Genomic DNA, 15,637 nt, shown 5'->3' on the forward strand with positions numbered 1-15,637 from the left:
TAGGGTGGGGGCGTCGCTCGCCAAGGAGGTTGGATGATCACCGTCGAGGAGCACCTGGACGCGGTGCTGCAGCAGATCGACCCGGTCGAGGCGGTGCGCCTGCCGGTGCGCCGTGCGCTCGGCCTGGTCACCACCGCTGACGTGCACAGCCGCGCCGATCTGCCGCGCTTCGACAACTCGTCCATGGACGGGTATGCCGTGCGCCGCGCGGACCTCGACGGCGCCTCCTCCGAGAGTCCGGTCGTGCTGCCGGTCGCCGGTGACGTCGCTGCCGGGGACGCCCAGACGCACCGGCTGGAGCCCGGCCAGGTGTGGCGGATCATGACCGGCGCGCCGCTGCCGGAGGGCGCGGACGCCGTGGTGCGGCTGGAGGACACCGACGGGCACCCGCGAGAGCCGCAGCTGCGGATCCACCCGGACGAGGGCGCCAACATCCGGCGCGCCGGCGAGGACGTGCGTGAAGGCGACCTCGTGCTGCCCGCCGGGCGGCGCATCGGCGCCGGGGAGATCGCCGCGCTCATCTCGGCCGGCGTCGAGGAGGTCGAGGTCATCGGCCCGGTGCGGGTCGTCGTGCTGTCGACGGGTGATGAGCTGGTGCGGCCGGGCGAGCCGGTCGGTCCCGGCCAGATCGTGGACTCCAACGGCCCGATGCTCGAGGCGCTGGTGCGTGACGCGGGCGCCTACGTCATCCACGTCGGTCATCTGGCCGACGACGAGAGCGAGACGAAGAAGGAGATCCACCGGCACCTCGACCACGCCGACCTCGTCATCACGACGGGCGGGGTGAGCAAGGGCGCCTTCGACATCGTCAAGAAGGTGCTGACCGGTCAGGGGTCGATGGAGTTCGGCGAGGTCGCGATGCAGCCGGGCAAGCCGCAGGGCTTCGGCGTGCTCGGTCGCCGCAAGGTGCCGGTCTTCACGCTGCCGGGCAACCCGGTGAGCACGCTCGTGAGCTTCGAGGTCTTCGTCCGGCCGGCGATCCAGCGCCGCGCGGGGCGGCGCGAGGGCGGGCGGCGTGCCCGCGGCTTCGCCACGGCGCAGTGGCCCAGCTCGACCGACCGGCAGACCTACACGCGCGTCCGGGTCGAGCGCGACTCGACGGGGGAGTATGCCGTCTCCCCGGCCGGCGGTTCCGGCTCCCACCTCGTCGGTCCGCTGGCGCTCGCGGACGCGCTCGCGGTCTCCGACGCCGACGCGACCGAGGTGCCGGCCGGGACCGAGGTGGAGCTGCTGCTGCTGCGGCCACGGGCCGAGATCGACGCCCGGCTGGCCGCGGAGGCGGACCAGGCCGGGGACGACCACGGGTCCGGAGAGAGCGGTGGGCCCCGGCGGCGCCGCCGGGGTGACGATGGCTGACGGTGACCCCGGGCGATCCCTCACGCACCTGCGGTCGGACGGCACGGCATACATGGTCGACGTCACCGGAAAGGACGTGACGGCGCGCACGGCGACGGCCCGCGGGCGGGTGCGCCTGGCCCCAGAGGCCGTGGCGGCGCTGCGCGAGGGCACCGTGCCCAAGGGCGACGCGCTCGGTGTGGCGCGGATCGCCGGGATCCAGGCGGCCAAGCGCACCCCCGACCTGGTGCCGCTGTGCCACCCGATCGCGGTGCACGGCGTCGAGGTCGACCTCGCGGTCGACGACGACGGGGTCGAGATCTGCGCCACGGTGCGCACCGCAGACCGCACCGGGATCGAGATGGAGGCGCTGACCTGTGTCAGCGTGGCGGCGCTCGCGCTCGTGGACATGATCAAGGCCGTCGACAAGCTCGCGGTCATCAGCGACGTGCGGGTCGTGGCCAAGTCAGGTGGGCGGTCCGGGGACTGGGTGCGGCCGGAGTGAGCCGCGAGTGAGCTCCGAGTGAGCGGCGCGTGAGCTGGCGCTGGCCGGTCGAGCTCCGGCAGGGGCTGCCGGACGGGCGCCGGCTGACGCTGAGGCCGCTCGGGCGCGCCGACCGGGCCGCGTGGGAGTCGCTGAGGCGACGCAACGCGCCGTGGCTGCGACCTTGGGAGTCGACCGACCCGGAGGCGCGCGACGGCGCCCTTCCCTTTCACCAGATGCGCCGGGTGCTCGACCGCGGTGCCCGCGACGGCCTCGTGCTGCCCTTCGTCATCGACGTGGAGGGGCAGATCGTCGGTCAGATGCAGCTCTTCGACGTGCTGTGGGGAGCGCGGCGGTCGGGTTCGGCGGGCTACTGGCTCGACCGTGAGACGACGGGGCGCGGGGTCGCCACCTGGGCGCTCGCGATGCTCGTCGACCACACCCTCCTCGAGGCGGGTCTGCATCGGGTGGAAGTCGCGATCCGCCCCGAGAACGTCGCGTCGTTGCGCGTGGTCGAGCGGCTCGGGCTCCCCGAGGAAGGTGGCCAACGCGGGCTGATGCACGTCGACGGCCGGTGGGTCGACCACCGCGCCTTCGCGGTGCTCGCGGAGGATCTCAGGCCGGGTGGGTATGCCGAGGGTGGCCTGGTCCGGCGGCTGCGCTCGCGGACCATGTGAGTCACAGCAGAAACTTGCGCGACACTCCGCAGACTTGACGGGATCGCCGTCCGGCTGCGCCTAGCGTGAATGCCGTGCCTCCTGTGAGCAGTCTCATCTTCGTCGTCATCCTGGCGGTGTGGGCTGTCTATCTGGTGCAGCACTGGGTGCGGCGTCGCGACCACGTCGCCACCGCCCGCTCGGTCGACCGCTACTCCGAGGCGATGCGGGTGCTCGAGCGCCGACGCGCGCTGCCCCGCCCGGACGTCAGCGATCAGGCACCGCCGTCCTACTCCGTCTCCCCGCTGCGCCCAGCCCGTCCCGAGGTCGTCGTCAAACGCGGTATGCCGCAGCTCGTCGCCTCGGCCCGTGAGGCCGGTGCGCTAGGTGGCGTGGAGGGTGCCGCGACGGCCCGTCGCACCGTCGACGCTCCTGCTGCCCGGCGCACGTCAGGTGCACCTGAGGTCCGGCGCACCGTCGACGCGCCCGCAGCGCGGCGCACGTCCGGGGCGACCGCCGTCGCCCCGCCCCCCGCCTTCCGACGGGCCAAGCGCGCAGCGCAGCTGCGGGCCGCCGCGCTCCTGCTGGCTTCCGTGGCCATGGTCACGCTGGTGACCCTCGGCGTCGGGCAGATCCTCGACCTGTGGTGGAGCTTCGTCGGCGTCGGTGTGCTGGCGGCGACGCTGGTGCTCGTGCGGCGTTCCGCGTCGGCCGCGGCGCGCGCGGCCGCCCGTCGGCGCCGCGCGGGCCGGACCCAGCACGTCAGGCCCGCGCCTGCGGGGGTGTCGGCCGCTGAGACATCGCGCGCCACCCAGCCGCCGGCACCGACCTGGGAGGAGCCGGTGCGCACCACCCACGAGGCCGCGGACTCCCCACTGGCCGCCCAGGCCCGGGCGACGGCAGCGGCCGCGCACACCTCGGTCGCGCCCGCCCGCACCGCCCGCCGCGAGGTCGACCTGACCGCCGCCGCGCGGCCGGCGCTCTACGACATCGATGCCGTCGAGGCGTCTCTGGTGGCGGCGACCACGTCGGTGGAGACGATGACGGACGACGCCGCGGCGGTGGGGGCCGAGCAGGCCGCGATGGCGGTGCCGGGCTCCTGGAGCCCGACGCCCGTCCCGCCGCCGACCTACACCCTCAAGGCGAAGGCCTACCGCGGTGCTCCCAGCGGCTCCACCGAGCTGCCGGCGGACGGCACCGAGATGGCCCTCGAGGAGGAGTTCGAGGAGCTGCCGCGCATCGACCGCGTGGTCTGAGGCTCACGCGGGCATCAGTGGATGAGTCAACGATTTCCCGCAGGCGGGCCCCATGGATGAGGCACCACGGTGATTTGGGTCCGTCGGCGGCCGATGTGTAGAGTTGGTCCTCGCACGCGGGGCTGTGGCGCAGTTGGTAGCGCGTCTCGTTCGCAATGAGAAGGTCAGGGGTTCGATTCCCCTCAGCTCCACCATGAACCGTGAGTTCGCACCCGCGGCCAAGTGACATCTTGGCCGCGGGTTTTGCGTTGGCCGGGGGACGCTGCGTGAAGGGCGGGTGCGGGTGGCTCGCGCCGAACCCGGATCTCCCGGCGTGCACTACAGCCCGCCGGCCGGCATACCCGCACGATGCAGGTCGTCGTGCACGCCCGTCGGACCACACTCCCGCGCCGACTACGCTGGCCGCCATGCCGGGCGACCGCAGTGGCGAGCGCGCGGCATCCCCGATCCGCACCGCCACGAAGGAGCCCACCATGACCGTCGACCTGCGGGGCCGCAGCCTGCTGTCCCTGGTCGAGGAGTCCCCCGAGGAGATCCTCGCCCTGCTCGACCTGGCCGCGGAGCTCAAGGCCGCCAAGCGGGAGGGCACCGAGGAGCGACGCCTGGTGGGACGGTCGGTCGCGCTCATCTTCGAGAAGACCTCCACCCGCACCCGGTGCGCCTTCGAGGTCGCCGCCGCCGACCAGGGCGCGCACACCACGCTGCTGCAGCCGGGCAGCTCCCAGATCGGCCACAAGGAGTCGATCAAGGACACCGCGCGGGTGCTGGGCCGGATGTTCGACGCGATCGAGTATCGCGGCGCTGCCCAGGCCACCGTCGAGCAGCTGCACCGTCACGCCGGGGTGCCGATCTACAACGGCTTGACCGACGAGTGGCATCCCACCCAGATGCTCGCCGACGCGCTGACGATGCGGGAGCACTGCCTCAAGGCCTGGTCCGACCTCTCCTTCGCCTACCTCGGCGACGCGCGCAACAACATGGGCCACTCGATGCTCCTTCTCGGGGCCAAGCTGGGGGCCGAAGTGCGCATCGGCGCCCCCGAGGGGCTGCAGCCCGAGGCCGACGTCGTGTGCCTGTGCGAGGAGGTCGCGGCCCAGACCGGGGCACGGGTGACGATCACCGACGACGCACGTGCGGCGGTGGACGGCGTCGACTTCGTGCACACTGATGTGTGGGTCTCCATGGGGGAGCCCGCCAGTGCCTGGCAGGAGCGGATCGAGCGGCTGCTGCCCTACCAGGTCGACGCCGACCTGATGGCAGCCGCGACAAACCCGGAGGTGAAGTTCATGCACTGCCTGCCGGCCTTCCACGACGCCGACACCGAGGTGGGGCAGGAGCTCGTGTCGACCAACCCGGAGCTCAAGAACGGGCTCGAGGTGACCGACGAAGTCTTCGAGTCCGAGGCGAGCATCGTCTTCGACCAGGCCGAGAACCGGCTGCACACCATCAAGGCCCTCATGGTGGCGACGCTGGCATGACCGTCGTCCAGCCCGAAACCTCAGTGAACGGCCCGGCGCTGCGCGAGCCGGAGCACCGGGTCAGCCCCCGCGCGGTCCGCTACTGGATCGTCCAGAACCTCATCGGCAGCCTCATCGCCTGGGGCGTGCTCTTCACGATCTACTGGTTCGTCCCCGACGCGTGGGGGCGCTGGCTCGGCCCGATCTTCGCGCTCATCATGGCCTACAACGTCGTCGAGCTGATCCTCGAGCCGACGATCCGCTATCGCCGCACCCGGTGGGAGGTCACGGGGGAGCGGGTCTTCGCGCAGACCGGCTGGCTCTCCCGGGAGCAGCGGATCGCGCCGCTGTCGCGGGTGCAGACCGTGGACACCGAGCGTGGTCCTATCATGCGCCTCTTCCGGCTCGCCGACGTCACCGTCACGACCGCGTCGGCGGCCGGGCCGATCAAGCTCACCTGTCTCGACACCGAGGTGGCCGACCGGGTCACCGCCGAGCTCGCCCGCATCACGGGGCAGACCAAGGGCGACGCCACGTGAGCGAGGCACCACCTCCACGTGCCGGCGCTGCCTCCGGTATGCCGTCGGCGCCGCCTCCCGCGGGCGGCTCGGCGGCACCGTCTCCCGCGGGCGACTCACCAGCACCGCCTCCCTCGGGCCACCCCTACGACCCCGCGACGGTGGGCCCGCCGCCACCCGCCGCCTTCGACACGGGTGGGGACGCCCGCGATGCCGAGGGCTGGCACCGGCTGAGCCCGCGGATGCTCCTGGTCCATCCGGTCCGGGCGGTCGGCTCGATGATCGTGCCGCTGGCCCTGGTCCTCTTCGGTGTGTCGCGGGGCGGCGACGACGACGGTGGGCCCCAGGTGTGGCTCTGGATCGGCCTGGCCGCCCCTGTCCTCGCCGTGCTCTTCGGGCTGCTGGCCTGGCACTTCACCCGCTACCGCTTCACCGCCGAGCAGCTGCAGCTGCGCACCGGCTGGCTCAACCGCAAGCTGGTCACCGCGCCGCTGGACCGCATCCGCAGCGTCGACCTCGAGTCCTCCGTGCTGCACCGGCTCCTCGGGCTGACCAAGGCCGAGATCGGCACCGGCGTCGACACCACCAAGATCACCCTCGACGGGCTGCCGCGCGAGCACGCGGCCACGCTGCGGGTGCAGCTGCTGGCGCGCTCCCATCTGGCCCAGGACGAGGTGGCCGAGGCCGTCGCCAGCGCTGACGCGCCGGCACCCCCCGCGAGTGACGGCATACCGCAGGAGGGGCGGAGCGGGGTGTCCGGCGCCCGCAGCGGCGCGCCATATCCGGAGGAGGAGCTGGCGCGGATCAACTGGAGCTGGCTACGGTATGCGCCGTTCAGCCTGTCCAGCCTCGTGGTCGTCGCGGGTGCCCTGGGTGTCCTCGGTCAGTTCGGCGACGACCTTTCGCTCGACGAGATCGAGGCCGTGGAGGGCGCGTGGCAGTGGGTCGTCGCCCAGGCGGTCGTGCTGCTCGTCGTCGGGGCGCTGCTCGTCATCGTGGTCAGCTGGCTGATCGTGTCGACCCTGGCCTACGTGCTCAACTGGTGGAACCTGCGGCTGGTGCGCGAGGGCGGCAAGATCCGCACCACCCGAGGGCTGCTCACCACCCGCAGCCAGACGATCGAGAGCGGCAAGATCCGGGGCGTGCTCATGACCGAGCAGTTCCTGCTGCGCTTCGTGCGTGGGGCCGAGCTGACCGCGCTCGCGACCGGTGTCGGCGCGGACGGCACGGCCAAGCTGCTGCCCCCGGCGCCGCGGCGGGTCGTGCAGGACGTCGGGCACCAGCTGCTCGAGGAGGACGGGCCGCTCACCATGACGCTGACCGGCCATGGCCCGAAGGCCCGCCGCCGGATCCACGTGAGCAACCAGTGGGGCACGCTCTTCGTCGCGGCGCTCTCCGCCGTGCCGACCTATGCCCTGGACTTCTGGTGGTTCGCGACCTGGCCGTGGTGGGTGCCGCTCGCGGTCCTCGGCGCCGTGGGCCTGCTTAACGCGCTCATCGCCGAGAGCGCCTGGCGCAACCTCGGGCACGGGCTCACTGACGAGCACCTCGTCGTCCAGACCGGGGCGGTCATCCGCAGCCGCGAGGTGCTGGAGCGCGCCGGGGTCATCGGGTGGGTCGTCCACCAGAGCTTCTTCCAGCGCCGACTCGGGCTCGCCGACCTGACCGCCACGACCGCTGCCGGCAACGAGCGTTTCGTGGCGCCCAACATCCCCGTCACCATGGCCGTGGACCTCGCCGATCGCGCCACGCCGGGAATGCTGGAGGGTCTGCGGGCGTAGGCACAGGCATGGGTGACTTCGAGGGCATGCTGAGGGGACTCGACGGCACGGGGACGCCGGAGGACCAGACCCACGCGACCCCCGAGGGTGGCCAGTCTCGCCCGGGCCAGGAGGCCCGAGCCGTCAAGGATGCGGGTGTCGCGCTGCCCTCCGACGCCGAACTCGACGACCACGCCCGCTACGACCGCGCGAGCTTTGCCTTCGAGACCAAGGACTACGTGCGTGCGGCCGAGCTGCTCGAGCCGCTGGCCCAGGCCGACCCCGGCAACGCGGAGGTGCGGCTGCTGCTGGCGCGCAGCTACTACCACGCGGCCCGGCTCAGCCGGGCCGAGAGCGAGCTGCGGGCGATGCTCGAGCGCTGGCCCAGCGACGCCTACGTCCACCTCGTCCTGGCCCGCACCCTGCAGCGGGACGGCCGCGCCGAGGAGGGCGCCCCGCACCTCAAGCTGGCCGAGGCGATGGGCCTGGAGGGCTAGGCAGCGGACTCCTCGTCGCGGCATGACCGCTCTCCCCTCCGACGCCCGGGGGGTGGGCTCAGGTCCAGAAGTCGAACCACATGCGGAGGTTCCAGGACTCCCGCGGGATCGTGATCGCCGTGTGGACCGGCCAGTACCAGACGAAGAACGCGACGGCGAGCGTCACATACCCGATCACCGCGACGGCTCCCCAGCGGCGGCGTCGCGCGGGGGCGTCGGCCGGCCCCAGCACCAGCGCCAGGCAGACGACCACCACCAGGACCAGCCACGGCTGGAAGGCGATCGCGTAGAAGCTGTAGATCGTGCGCGTCTGGTAGAGGAACCACGGCAGCCAGCCCGCCGCGATCCCCGCCAGCGCCGCGCCCGCGCGCCAGTCGCGCCGCAGCAGCCAGCAGAAGAGCGCGACGAGCAGGCCGATCGTCGCGCCCCACCAGAGGACGACATTGCCGAGGGAGGCGATGTATTCGACGCAGTTGGCGGCCTCGCAGCCCTTCTCGTCGCGCTCGGGCCACTCGGCGTAGAAGAGCGTCGGTCGCCACTGCACCGTCCAACTCCACGGGTTGGAGCTCCAGGCGTGTTCGTTGGCCAGGTCGATGTGGAAGTTCCACTGCTCCTGGTGATAGGCCCAGAGTGAGCGCAGCGGGTCGGGCACGAGCGAGGCCAGGCTCCCCGAGGGCGCGGGATTGTCGACCCCCCACTGCCGCTTCCACCCACCCTCGGTGGCGAACCACCCGGCCCAGCTCGCGACATACGCAACCAGCGCCGTGGGCACCATGAGCAAGAACGCGGGTATGCCGTCGCGCGCCACCGCACCGGCGAACCAGTCGCGCGCTCCGGCGGCCCGGCGGGCCCCGAGGTCCCACCACACCGTCATGAGGCCGAAGACCGCGAGGAAGTAGAGCCCGGACCACTTGGTGCCGATCGCCAGACCCAGGCAGATCCCCGCGGCCAGCCGCCACCACCGGACGCCGAGCGAGGGCCCCCACCAGCGCCGCATCCGCGCCCACGCCGACCGAGGCACGGTCGTGCCCGGCCCGTGGGTGCGTTCCCACCACGGACCCCACCGCGCGGCCAGCCGCCGCCGCCCCTGCTCGCGGTCGAGCAGCAGCAGCAGGAAGGCGAGCAGCACCCACCACATGAGGAAGATGTCGAGCAGCCCGATGCGCGACTGCGCGAAGTGGTGACCGTCGGCCGCCATGAGCGTCGCCGCGCTGATCGCGAGCACCGCGTTGCGCCACATGAGCCAGGCGCACAGGCCGAGCACGAGGATCGACAGGGTCCCGATCGTCGCCGACGACAGCCGCCAGCCGAAGGACGACTCCGGGCCGGTCACCAGCTCGCCGAGCCCGATCATCCACTTGCCGACGGGCGGGTGCACGACGAGGTCGGGCTCCCCGCCGAAGACGTCCGGCGTGCCGCTGGTGAAGAGCTCGTCCGGCTCCTCCAGGCCGTCCTTGATCTCCCGCTCGTGCCCGTAGGTGACGAGCGACCAGCCCTGCTTGACGTAGTAGGTCTCGTCGAAGACCAACCGGTCGGGGTAGCCGAGCCGCCAGAAGCGCGCCACGCCCCCGAGCAGGGTGACGAGCAGGATCCCCAGCAGGGCGAAGCGTCGCTGCCGGCGGAGGTCCTGCGGCGCGGGACCGAGCAGGCGCGCCGCCAGAGACTCCATACCCGTCATCGTAGGTGCTCGCCTGGCGCCCCCCTGGATGGCGGTGACCTGCGGAGGGTCAGGCTGAGCGCCGGGAGACCGAGCGGTAGAGTCTGATGTCGTGGCCACTACAACAGCTCCCGAGCGTGCGTCCCGCACGGGGCGGCCGAGCATCCTGCTGAAGACCGTCGTCGCGGTCACCGGGCTGTTCTTCGTCCTCTTCGTCCTCGTCCACATGTACGGCAACCTGATGATCCTCATCGGGCCCGAGACCTTCGACGAGTACGCCCACCACCTGCGCACCTTCGGCGAGCCGATGCTGCCGGAGAAGTCGTTCCTGTGGGCCTTCCGGATCGCGCTGCTCGCCTCCGTGGCGCTGCACATCTGGGCGAGTATGACGCTCTGGCGCCGCGCCGGCGGGGCGCGGAGCACGCGCTACGCCGGGAAGAAGAAGACGAGCTACGGGACCTTCTACGCCCAGGCGATGCGCTGGGGCGGCCTGGCGCTGCTCGCCTTCGTGGTCTTCCACATCCTGCACTTCACGACCCAGACCATCACCGTCGCCGGGGAGTACGCCAGCCCGGCCGAGCGCGTCATCAGCAGCTTCAACGTCTGGTGGGCCGTGCTGATCTACGTCGCCGCGATGTTCTTCCTCGGCATGCACCTGCTGCACGGTGTCTGGGGAGCGGCGATGACGCTGGGTCTCAACACCTCGCTGAAGCGAGCCGAGCAGATCCGCTTCGCGGCGATCCTGCTGGCCACGATCGTCGTGGTCGGCTTCCTGATCCCGCCGCTGAGCATCCTGTTCGGGTTCGTCGAGTAGTACGGAGGAGCACTGCATGAGCGACACGCTGACCGAGATCGAGCCGCAGACCGACGACCTGGTCGACGGGGTCTACCGCGCCGGGGAGCCGGTCGTCGACGGCAAGGCACCCGACGGTGACATCTCGCAGAAGTGGACCACCCGCAAGTTCGAGGCAGCGCTGGTCAACCCGGCCAACCGGCGCAAGCTCTCGGTCATCATCGTCGGCACCGGCCTGGCCGGCGCCAGCGCCGGCGCCACGCTCGGCGAGGCGGGCTACCAGGTCAAGTCGTTCTGCTACCAGGACAGCCCCCGCCGGGCGCACTCCATCGCCGCCCAGGGCGGCATCAACGCCGCCAAGAACTACAAGGGCGACGGAGACTCGGTCCACCGACTCTTCTACGACACGGTCAAGGGCGGCGACTACCGCTCCCGCGAGACCAACGTCTACCGGCTGGCCGAGGTCAGCGCCGACATCATCGACCAGTGTGTCGCCCAGGGCGTGCCCTTCGCCCGGGAGTACGGCGGCCTGCTCGACAACCGCAGCTTCGGTGGGGTCCAGGTGTCGCGGACCTTCTACGCGCGCGGCCAGACCGGTCAGCAGCTGCTCATCGGGGCCTACCAGGCCCTGGAGCGTCAGATCGCGGCCGGGACGGTCGAGATGTTCGCCCGGCACGAGATGCTCGAGCTCGTCGTGGTCGAGGGCAAGGCGCGCGGCATCATCGCCCGCGACATGGTGACCGGGGAGATCGAGACCCACCTCGCCGACGCGGTCGTCCTGGCCTCCGGTGGCTACGGCAACGTCTTCTTCCTGTCCACCAACGCGATGGGCTGCAACGTCACCGCGAGCTGGCGGGCACACCGCAAGGGCGCCTACTTCGCCAACCCGTGCTACACGCAGATCCACCCGACCTGCATCCCGCAGAGCGGCGACCACCAGTCCAAGCTCACCCTCATGAGTGAGTCGCTGCGCAACGACGGCCGCATCTGGGTGCCCAAGAACGCCGAGGACTGCGACAAGGACCCGCGCGAGATCCCCGAGGAGGACCGCGACTACTACCTGGAGCGGATCTACCCCGGCTTCGGCAACCTTGTGCCCCGCGACATCGCCTCCCGGCAGGCCAAGAACATGTGCGACGAGGGCCGCGGCGTCGGCCCGGCCGTCGACGGGGTCCGCCGCGGGGTCTACCTCGACTTCGCCGACGCGATCGAGCGGATGGGCGAGGACACGGTCCGGTCCAAGTACGGCAACCTCTTCGACATGTACGAGCGGATCGCCGGGGAGAACCCCTACCAGGTGCCGATGCGCATCTACCCCGCTGTGCACTACACGATGGGCGGGCTGTGGGTCGACTACGATCTGGAGTCCTCGATCCCCGGGCTGTTCGTCACCGGTGAGGCCAACTTCTCCGACCACGGGGCGAACCGGCTCGGTGCCTCGGCGCTGATGCAGGGGCTGGCCGACGGCTACTTCGTGCTGCCCAACACCATCCGCGACTACCTCGCCAAGGGCCCCTTCCCCAAGATCGACGGCGACGACCCCGCCGTGGTCGAGTCGCAGCAGGCGGTGGCCTCGCGCATCGACCGGCTCATGAGCATCAACGGCACCCGGTCGGTCGACAGCTATCACAAGGCGCTCGGCAAGATCATGTGGGAGCAGTGCGGCATGGAGCGCTCCGAGGAGGGCCTCAAGGGTGCGATCGAGGAGATCCGCGCCCTGCGTGAGGACTTCTGGTCCAACGTGCGGGTCCTGGGCACCCCCGAGGGGCTGAACCAGAGCCTGGAAAAGGCCGGCCGCGTCGCCGACTTCCTCGAGCTCGGCGAGCTCATGTGCGTCGACGCCCTGCACCGGCGGGAGTCCTGCGGCGGCCACTTCCGGGTGGAGAGCCAGACCGAGGACGGCGAGGCGCTGCGCCACGACGACGAGTTCGCCTACGTCGCCGCCTGGGAGTGGGGCGGTGACGACGGGGCCCCGGTGCTGCACAAGGAGGACCTCGTCTACAACTTCATCGAGCTGAAGCAGAGGAGCTACAAGTGAAGCTTGCGCTCAAGATCTGGCGCCAGGACGGACCTGCCGACGGCGGCCAGATGGTCAAGTACGACATCGACGGAGTGTCCGAGGACAGCTCCTTCCTGGAGATGCTGGACCTGCTCAACGAGCAGCTCATCTCCGAGGGCGAGGAGCCGGTGGCCTTCGACTCCGACTGCCGCGAGGGCATCTGTGGGATGTGCGGCGTCGTCATCAACGGCGAGGCCCACGGCCCGGAGCGGACCACGACCTGTCAGCTGCACATGCGCAGCTTCAACGACGGCGACGAGATCGTCATCGAGCCCTGGCGGGCCGATGCCTTCCCGGTCATCAAGGACCTGTGCGTGGACCGCACCTCCTTCGACCGGATCATCCAGGCCGGCGGCTTCATCTCCGCCAACACCGGCTCCGCCCCGGACGCGCACGCCACGCCGGTGCCGAAGGAGCACGCCGACCGGTCCTTCATGGCGGCCGAGTGCATCGGGTGCGGCGCCTGCGTCGCGGCCTGCCCCAACGCGGCCGGGATGCTCTTCATGGGCGCGAAGGTCACCCACCTGGGCGAGCTCCCGCAGGGCCAGCCCGAGCGCGACGCCCGCGTGGTGAGCATGCTCGACCAGCACGACGCCGAGGGCTTCGGCGGCTGCACCAACCTCGGCGAGTGCACCCGGGCCTGCCCCAAGGGCATCCCGCTCAACGTCATCAGCCAGCTCAACGCCGACTACCGGCGCGCCGGCTACGGATCCACCGCCGACTGAATTCTGGACAGAGGAATCTGGCAATCTGGCGCCCAGAGTCCCCAGAAACCTCTGTCCAGATCGTGACCTGCAGGTTCTGGACAGAGGAATCTGGTGCCCAGTCCCCAGCAACCTCTGTCCAGAACGTGAGGTGAGCGGGGGTGCCGGATGAGTGAGGACCGCTCCGGCCGCACCCCCCGCTCCGCCCGCGCGGCGCTCGTGCTGGCCGCCACCCCGATCGGCGACGCGAGGGACGCCAGCCCCCGGCTCCTCGACGAGTTGGGGACGGCGGACGTCGTCGCCGCCGAGGACACCCGACGCCTGCGCCGGCTCACCGACCGCCTCGGGGTCCAGACCACCGGCGAGGTGGTCAGCTACCACGAGCACAACGAGGCCTCCCGCACGCCCGACCTCGTCACGCGCCTCGAGCAGGGCGCCCGCGTCCTGCTCGTCACGGATGCGGGTATGCCGTCCGTCTCGGACCCCGGCTTCCGCCTCGTCGAGGCGTGCGTCGCCGCGGGACTGCCGGTCACCTGCGTCCCCGGGCCCTCCGCCGTGCTCATGGCGCTCGCGGTGAGCGGGCTGCCGGTCGACCGCTTCTGCTTCGAGGGCTTCCTGCCGCGCAAGGCGGGAGAGCGGGATCGTGCGCTGGCGGCCCTGGCCGACGAGGGGCGCACCATGGTCTTCTTCGAGGCACCGCACCGGCTCGCCGCCACGCTGGGCTCGATGGCCACGGTCCTCGGCGCGGACCGCCCTGCGGCCGTGTGCCGCGAGCTGACCAAGACCTACGAGGAGGTGCGGCGCGGGCCGCTGGCCGAGCTGGCCGCCTGGGCGGGCGACGGGGTCAAGGGAGAGATCACCGTCGTCGTCGCCGGCCGCCCAGCCACCGAGGCCGCGCAGACCGACCCGGCTGACGTCATACCGCAGATCCTGGAGCGGGTCGGTGCGGGGGAGCGGCTCAAGGACGTGTGCCGCGACGTCGCGGCGCGGACCGGGCTGTCGAGCAAGGTGCTCTACGACGAGGCCGTGCGCGCGCGCTGACCTGCTTGACTGTGCGGGCCGGCATGGTTGACTGTCTGGCGGTGCCGCACCGGTGCGGCCTCCCGTGACGCGAAGGATGCGAGCAATGACCTACAACTGGCAGGCGATCCTCGGGGGGCTTCTGGGCGGGGTGGTGGCGGCGCTCGTCGCCGCCTACGCCACCGGCGCGATGCTGCCCGAGTCCAGCGGCTGGTATGCCGTCCCCGACCTCGCGTGGGCCGCCGTCGGCGTCGCGATCGGTGGGGTCCTGGGGGTGGCGGCCGGGTGGCTCGTCAACAGCCGGCGCAGCACCGGGCTGGGCGGCATCACCGCGCTGACCAGCCTCATCGGTGCCAGCGGCGGCACCCTGGCCTGGGCGCGCTCGGCGGTCGACACCTACGAGACGCTGCCCTTCCTGGCGGGCGTCGTGCTCATGATCGGCGGCCTGCTGGTGCTCCTGGCCGCGGTGTGCGGGCTCACCGCCGCGCTGCTGCGGCTGCAGTCCGTCGGCGACGAGCCGTCCCGGCAACAGGCCGAGCCCGACCGGCTCTAGCGTTCACGTGCGCGACTGAGCCGGTCCCGGTCGGGCGTGTCGGCGGCCAGGGCATGCACGCGCGGCCCAGGGCGGCCACGAGGGAGTGACGCTTCGACCCCTCGGGCGGGCCGGAGGATGCCCGACCCCTACTGGTAGCCCGCGTCGGCCATGAGCTGGTCGGTGCGGGCCTTGCGTCTCCGGCCCCGCCGCCAGAAGGCGAAGGCGCCCCACAGCAGGAGCAGCAGCAGGAAGACGACGAGCACCGGGATGAAGATCGCGACGAGCGACAGGGTCAACGACACCCCGTCCTCGGCGGCCGAGACGACCGGGGTGCCCATGCCCGCCGTGCCGGCGTTGACGACCGGGCGGCTGACCGCCTTGCCGGTGTGCACGATCCCGGCGGTGATGATGCCGAGCAGCACGCCGACCCAGGGGTTGTCCTGCATGAAGGACGACCCCTGCTCGAAGTCCTCGGCCGCCGTGGTGGCGGCGAAGATGAGGCCACCGGTCGCCGGGCGGACGAAGGTGCCGACCGCGTCGTTGATGTGGTCTACGAGCGCGACCTTGTCGAGCACGACCTCCGAGAGCAGCAGCACGGCGGCGATGCCGATGGCCCAGTTGGACTCGATCCAGGCGTACTGGTGCGGCAGGTTGATGACGTCGGTGAACCGCGCGATGAGCGCGACGAGGATGAACGGGATGTAGGCGTTCAGCCCCGCGGCAGCCGACAGCCCGGCTCCGGTGAGGGCAGCGAGCACGTGATGGCCTCCTGACTCGGGCGACCCCCGGCGGGAGCCGTCATACCAGTCAACCACGCGGCATACCCTCGATCTTCCCGACGCCCGCCGTCGTCGCGTGTGGTTGCTCCTGCACCCACCGGGCGTCGCGAGTGGCGACCCACGTGTA

At 71.6% G+C, this 15,637-nt stretch carries 15 protein-coding genes and 1 tRNA gene; 14 read left to right on the forward strand and 2 right to left on the reverse strand.

Annotated elements, in window-relative coordinates; translation table 11 throughout:
- The first annotated feature begins 33 nt into the window (after window positions 1-33).
- The 9 genes from AC5PYY_RS07430 (at window position 34) to AC5PYY_RS07470 (ending at window position 7,963) form a co-directional block, all read left to right on the forward strand.
- Complete coding sequence (locus AC5PYY_RS07430; RefSeq protein ID WP_493899136.1) at window positions 34-1,356, forward strand: molybdopterin molybdotransferase MoeA; 1,323 nt, start codon at window positions 34-36, stop codon at window positions 1,354-1,356.
- Window positions 1,349-1,840: a cyclic pyranopterin monophosphate synthase MoaC gene (gene moaC, locus AC5PYY_RS07435; RefSeq protein WP_493899137.1), complete on the forward strand. Its 492-nt coding sequence runs from the start codon at window positions 1,349-1,351 to the stop codon at window positions 1,838-1,840. The genes AC5PYY_RS07430 and moaC overlap by 8 nt, the downstream gene beginning before the upstream one ends.
- A gap of 29 nt (window positions 1,841-1,869) precedes the next feature.
- Entirely contained in the window at window positions 1,870-2,496 is a 627-nt protein-coding gene (locus AC5PYY_RS07440) for a GNAT family N-acetyltransferase (RefSeq protein WP_493899138.1), read from the forward strand.
- Between the two features lie 83 nt (window positions 2,497-2,579).
- Window positions 2,580-3,731 carry a SepX/GlpR family protein gene (locus tag AC5PYY_RS07445; RefSeq protein WP_493899139.1) on the forward strand — a complete coding sequence of 384 codons (1,152 nt, stop codon included), beginning with the start codon at window positions 2,580-2,582 and terminating at the stop codon, window positions 3,729-3,731.
- Between the two features lie 118 nt (window positions 3,732-3,849).
- Window positions 3,850-3,925, forward strand: a tRNA-Ala gene (locus tag AC5PYY_RS07450).
- A 213-nt stretch (window positions 3,926-4,138) separates the two neighbouring features.
- Entirely contained in the window at window positions 4,139-5,209 is a 1,071-nt protein-coding gene (gene argF / locus AC5PYY_RS07455) for an ornithine carbamoyltransferase (protein WP_493899140.1), read from the forward strand.
- A complete protein-coding gene (locus AC5PYY_RS07460; RefSeq protein ID WP_493899141.1) occupies window positions 5,206-5,727 on the forward strand; it encodes a PH domain-containing protein in 522 nt (173 codons plus the stop codon). The genes argF and AC5PYY_RS07460 overlap by 4 nt, the downstream gene beginning before the upstream one ends.
- A 140-nt stretch (window positions 5,728-5,867) precedes the next feature.
- Window positions 5,868-7,487 carry a PH domain-containing protein gene (locus AC5PYY_RS07465; protein WP_493899142.1) on the forward strand — a complete coding sequence of 540 codons (1,620 nt, stop codon included), beginning with the start codon at window positions 5,868-5,870 and terminating at the stop codon, window positions 7,485-7,487.
- 8 nt (window positions 7,488-7,495) lie between these two features.
- Window positions 7,496-7,963, forward strand: coding sequence for a tetratricopeptide repeat protein (locus tag AC5PYY_RS07470; protein ID WP_493899143.1), 468 nt, complete (start codon window positions 7,496-7,498; stop codon window positions 7,961-7,963).
- A 58-nt stretch (window positions 7,964-8,021) separates the two neighbouring features.
- Here the strand turns inward: AC5PYY_RS07470 and AC5PYY_RS07475 are convergent, their stop codons facing one another.
- Window positions 8,022-9,632 (reverse strand): dolichyl-phosphate-mannose--protein mannosyltransferase, encoded by a 1,611-nt coding sequence (locus tag AC5PYY_RS07475; RefSeq protein ID WP_493899144.1) that lies wholly within the window; start codon window positions 9,630-9,632, stop codon window positions 8,022-8,024.
- A 100-nt stretch (window positions 9,633-9,732) separates the two neighbouring features.
- On the opposite strand from AC5PYY_RS07475, the gene AC5PYY_RS07480 reads away from it, so the two are divergent.
- The 5 genes from AC5PYY_RS07480 to AC5PYY_RS07500 all read left to right on the forward strand — a co-directional run bounded on the left by AC5PYY_RS07480 (window position 9,733) and on the right by AC5PYY_RS07500 (window position 14,749).
- On the forward strand, window positions 9,733-10,434 hold the full coding sequence (locus AC5PYY_RS07480; RefSeq protein WP_493899145.1) for a succinate dehydrogenase cytochrome b subunit: 702 nt from the start codon (window positions 9,733-9,735) through the stop codon (window positions 10,432-10,434).
- Between the two features lie 16 nt (window positions 10,435-10,450).
- Window positions 10,451-12,451, forward strand: coding sequence for a fumarate reductase/succinate dehydrogenase flavoprotein subunit (locus AC5PYY_RS07485; RefSeq protein ID WP_493899146.1), 2,001 nt, complete (start codon window positions 10,451-10,453; stop codon window positions 12,449-12,451).
- Window positions 12,448-13,197 (forward strand): succinate dehydrogenase/fumarate reductase iron-sulfur subunit, encoded by a 750-nt coding sequence (locus AC5PYY_RS07490; protein WP_493899147.1) that lies wholly within the window; start codon window positions 12,448-12,450, stop codon window positions 13,195-13,197. The genes AC5PYY_RS07485 and AC5PYY_RS07490 overlap by 4 nt, the downstream gene beginning before the upstream one ends.
- 147 nt (window positions 13,198-13,344) lie before the next feature.
- Window positions 13,345-14,217 carry a 16S rRNA (cytidine(1402)-2'-O)-methyltransferase gene (rsmI, locus tag AC5PYY_RS07495; RefSeq protein WP_493899148.1) on the forward strand — a complete coding sequence of 291 codons (873 nt, stop codon included), beginning with the start codon at window positions 13,345-13,347 and terminating at the stop codon, window positions 14,215-14,217.
- Between the two features lie 85 nt (window positions 14,218-14,302).
- Window positions 14,303-14,749 (forward strand): hypothetical protein, encoded by a 447-nt coding sequence (locus AC5PYY_RS07500; protein WP_493899149.1) that lies wholly within the window; start codon window positions 14,303-14,305, stop codon window positions 14,747-14,749.
- Window positions 14,750-14,877: 128 nt separating this feature from the next.
- Here the strand turns inward: AC5PYY_RS07500 and AC5PYY_RS07505 are convergent, their stop codons facing one another.
- Entirely contained in the window at window positions 14,878-15,489 is a 612-nt protein-coding gene (locus AC5PYY_RS07505) for a DUF4126 domain-containing protein (RefSeq protein ID WP_493899342.1), read from the reverse strand.
- Window positions 15,490-15,637: the final 148 nt, after the last annotated feature.

The sequence above is a fragment of the Serinicoccus sp. JS2-9 genome (assembly GCF_059025165.1).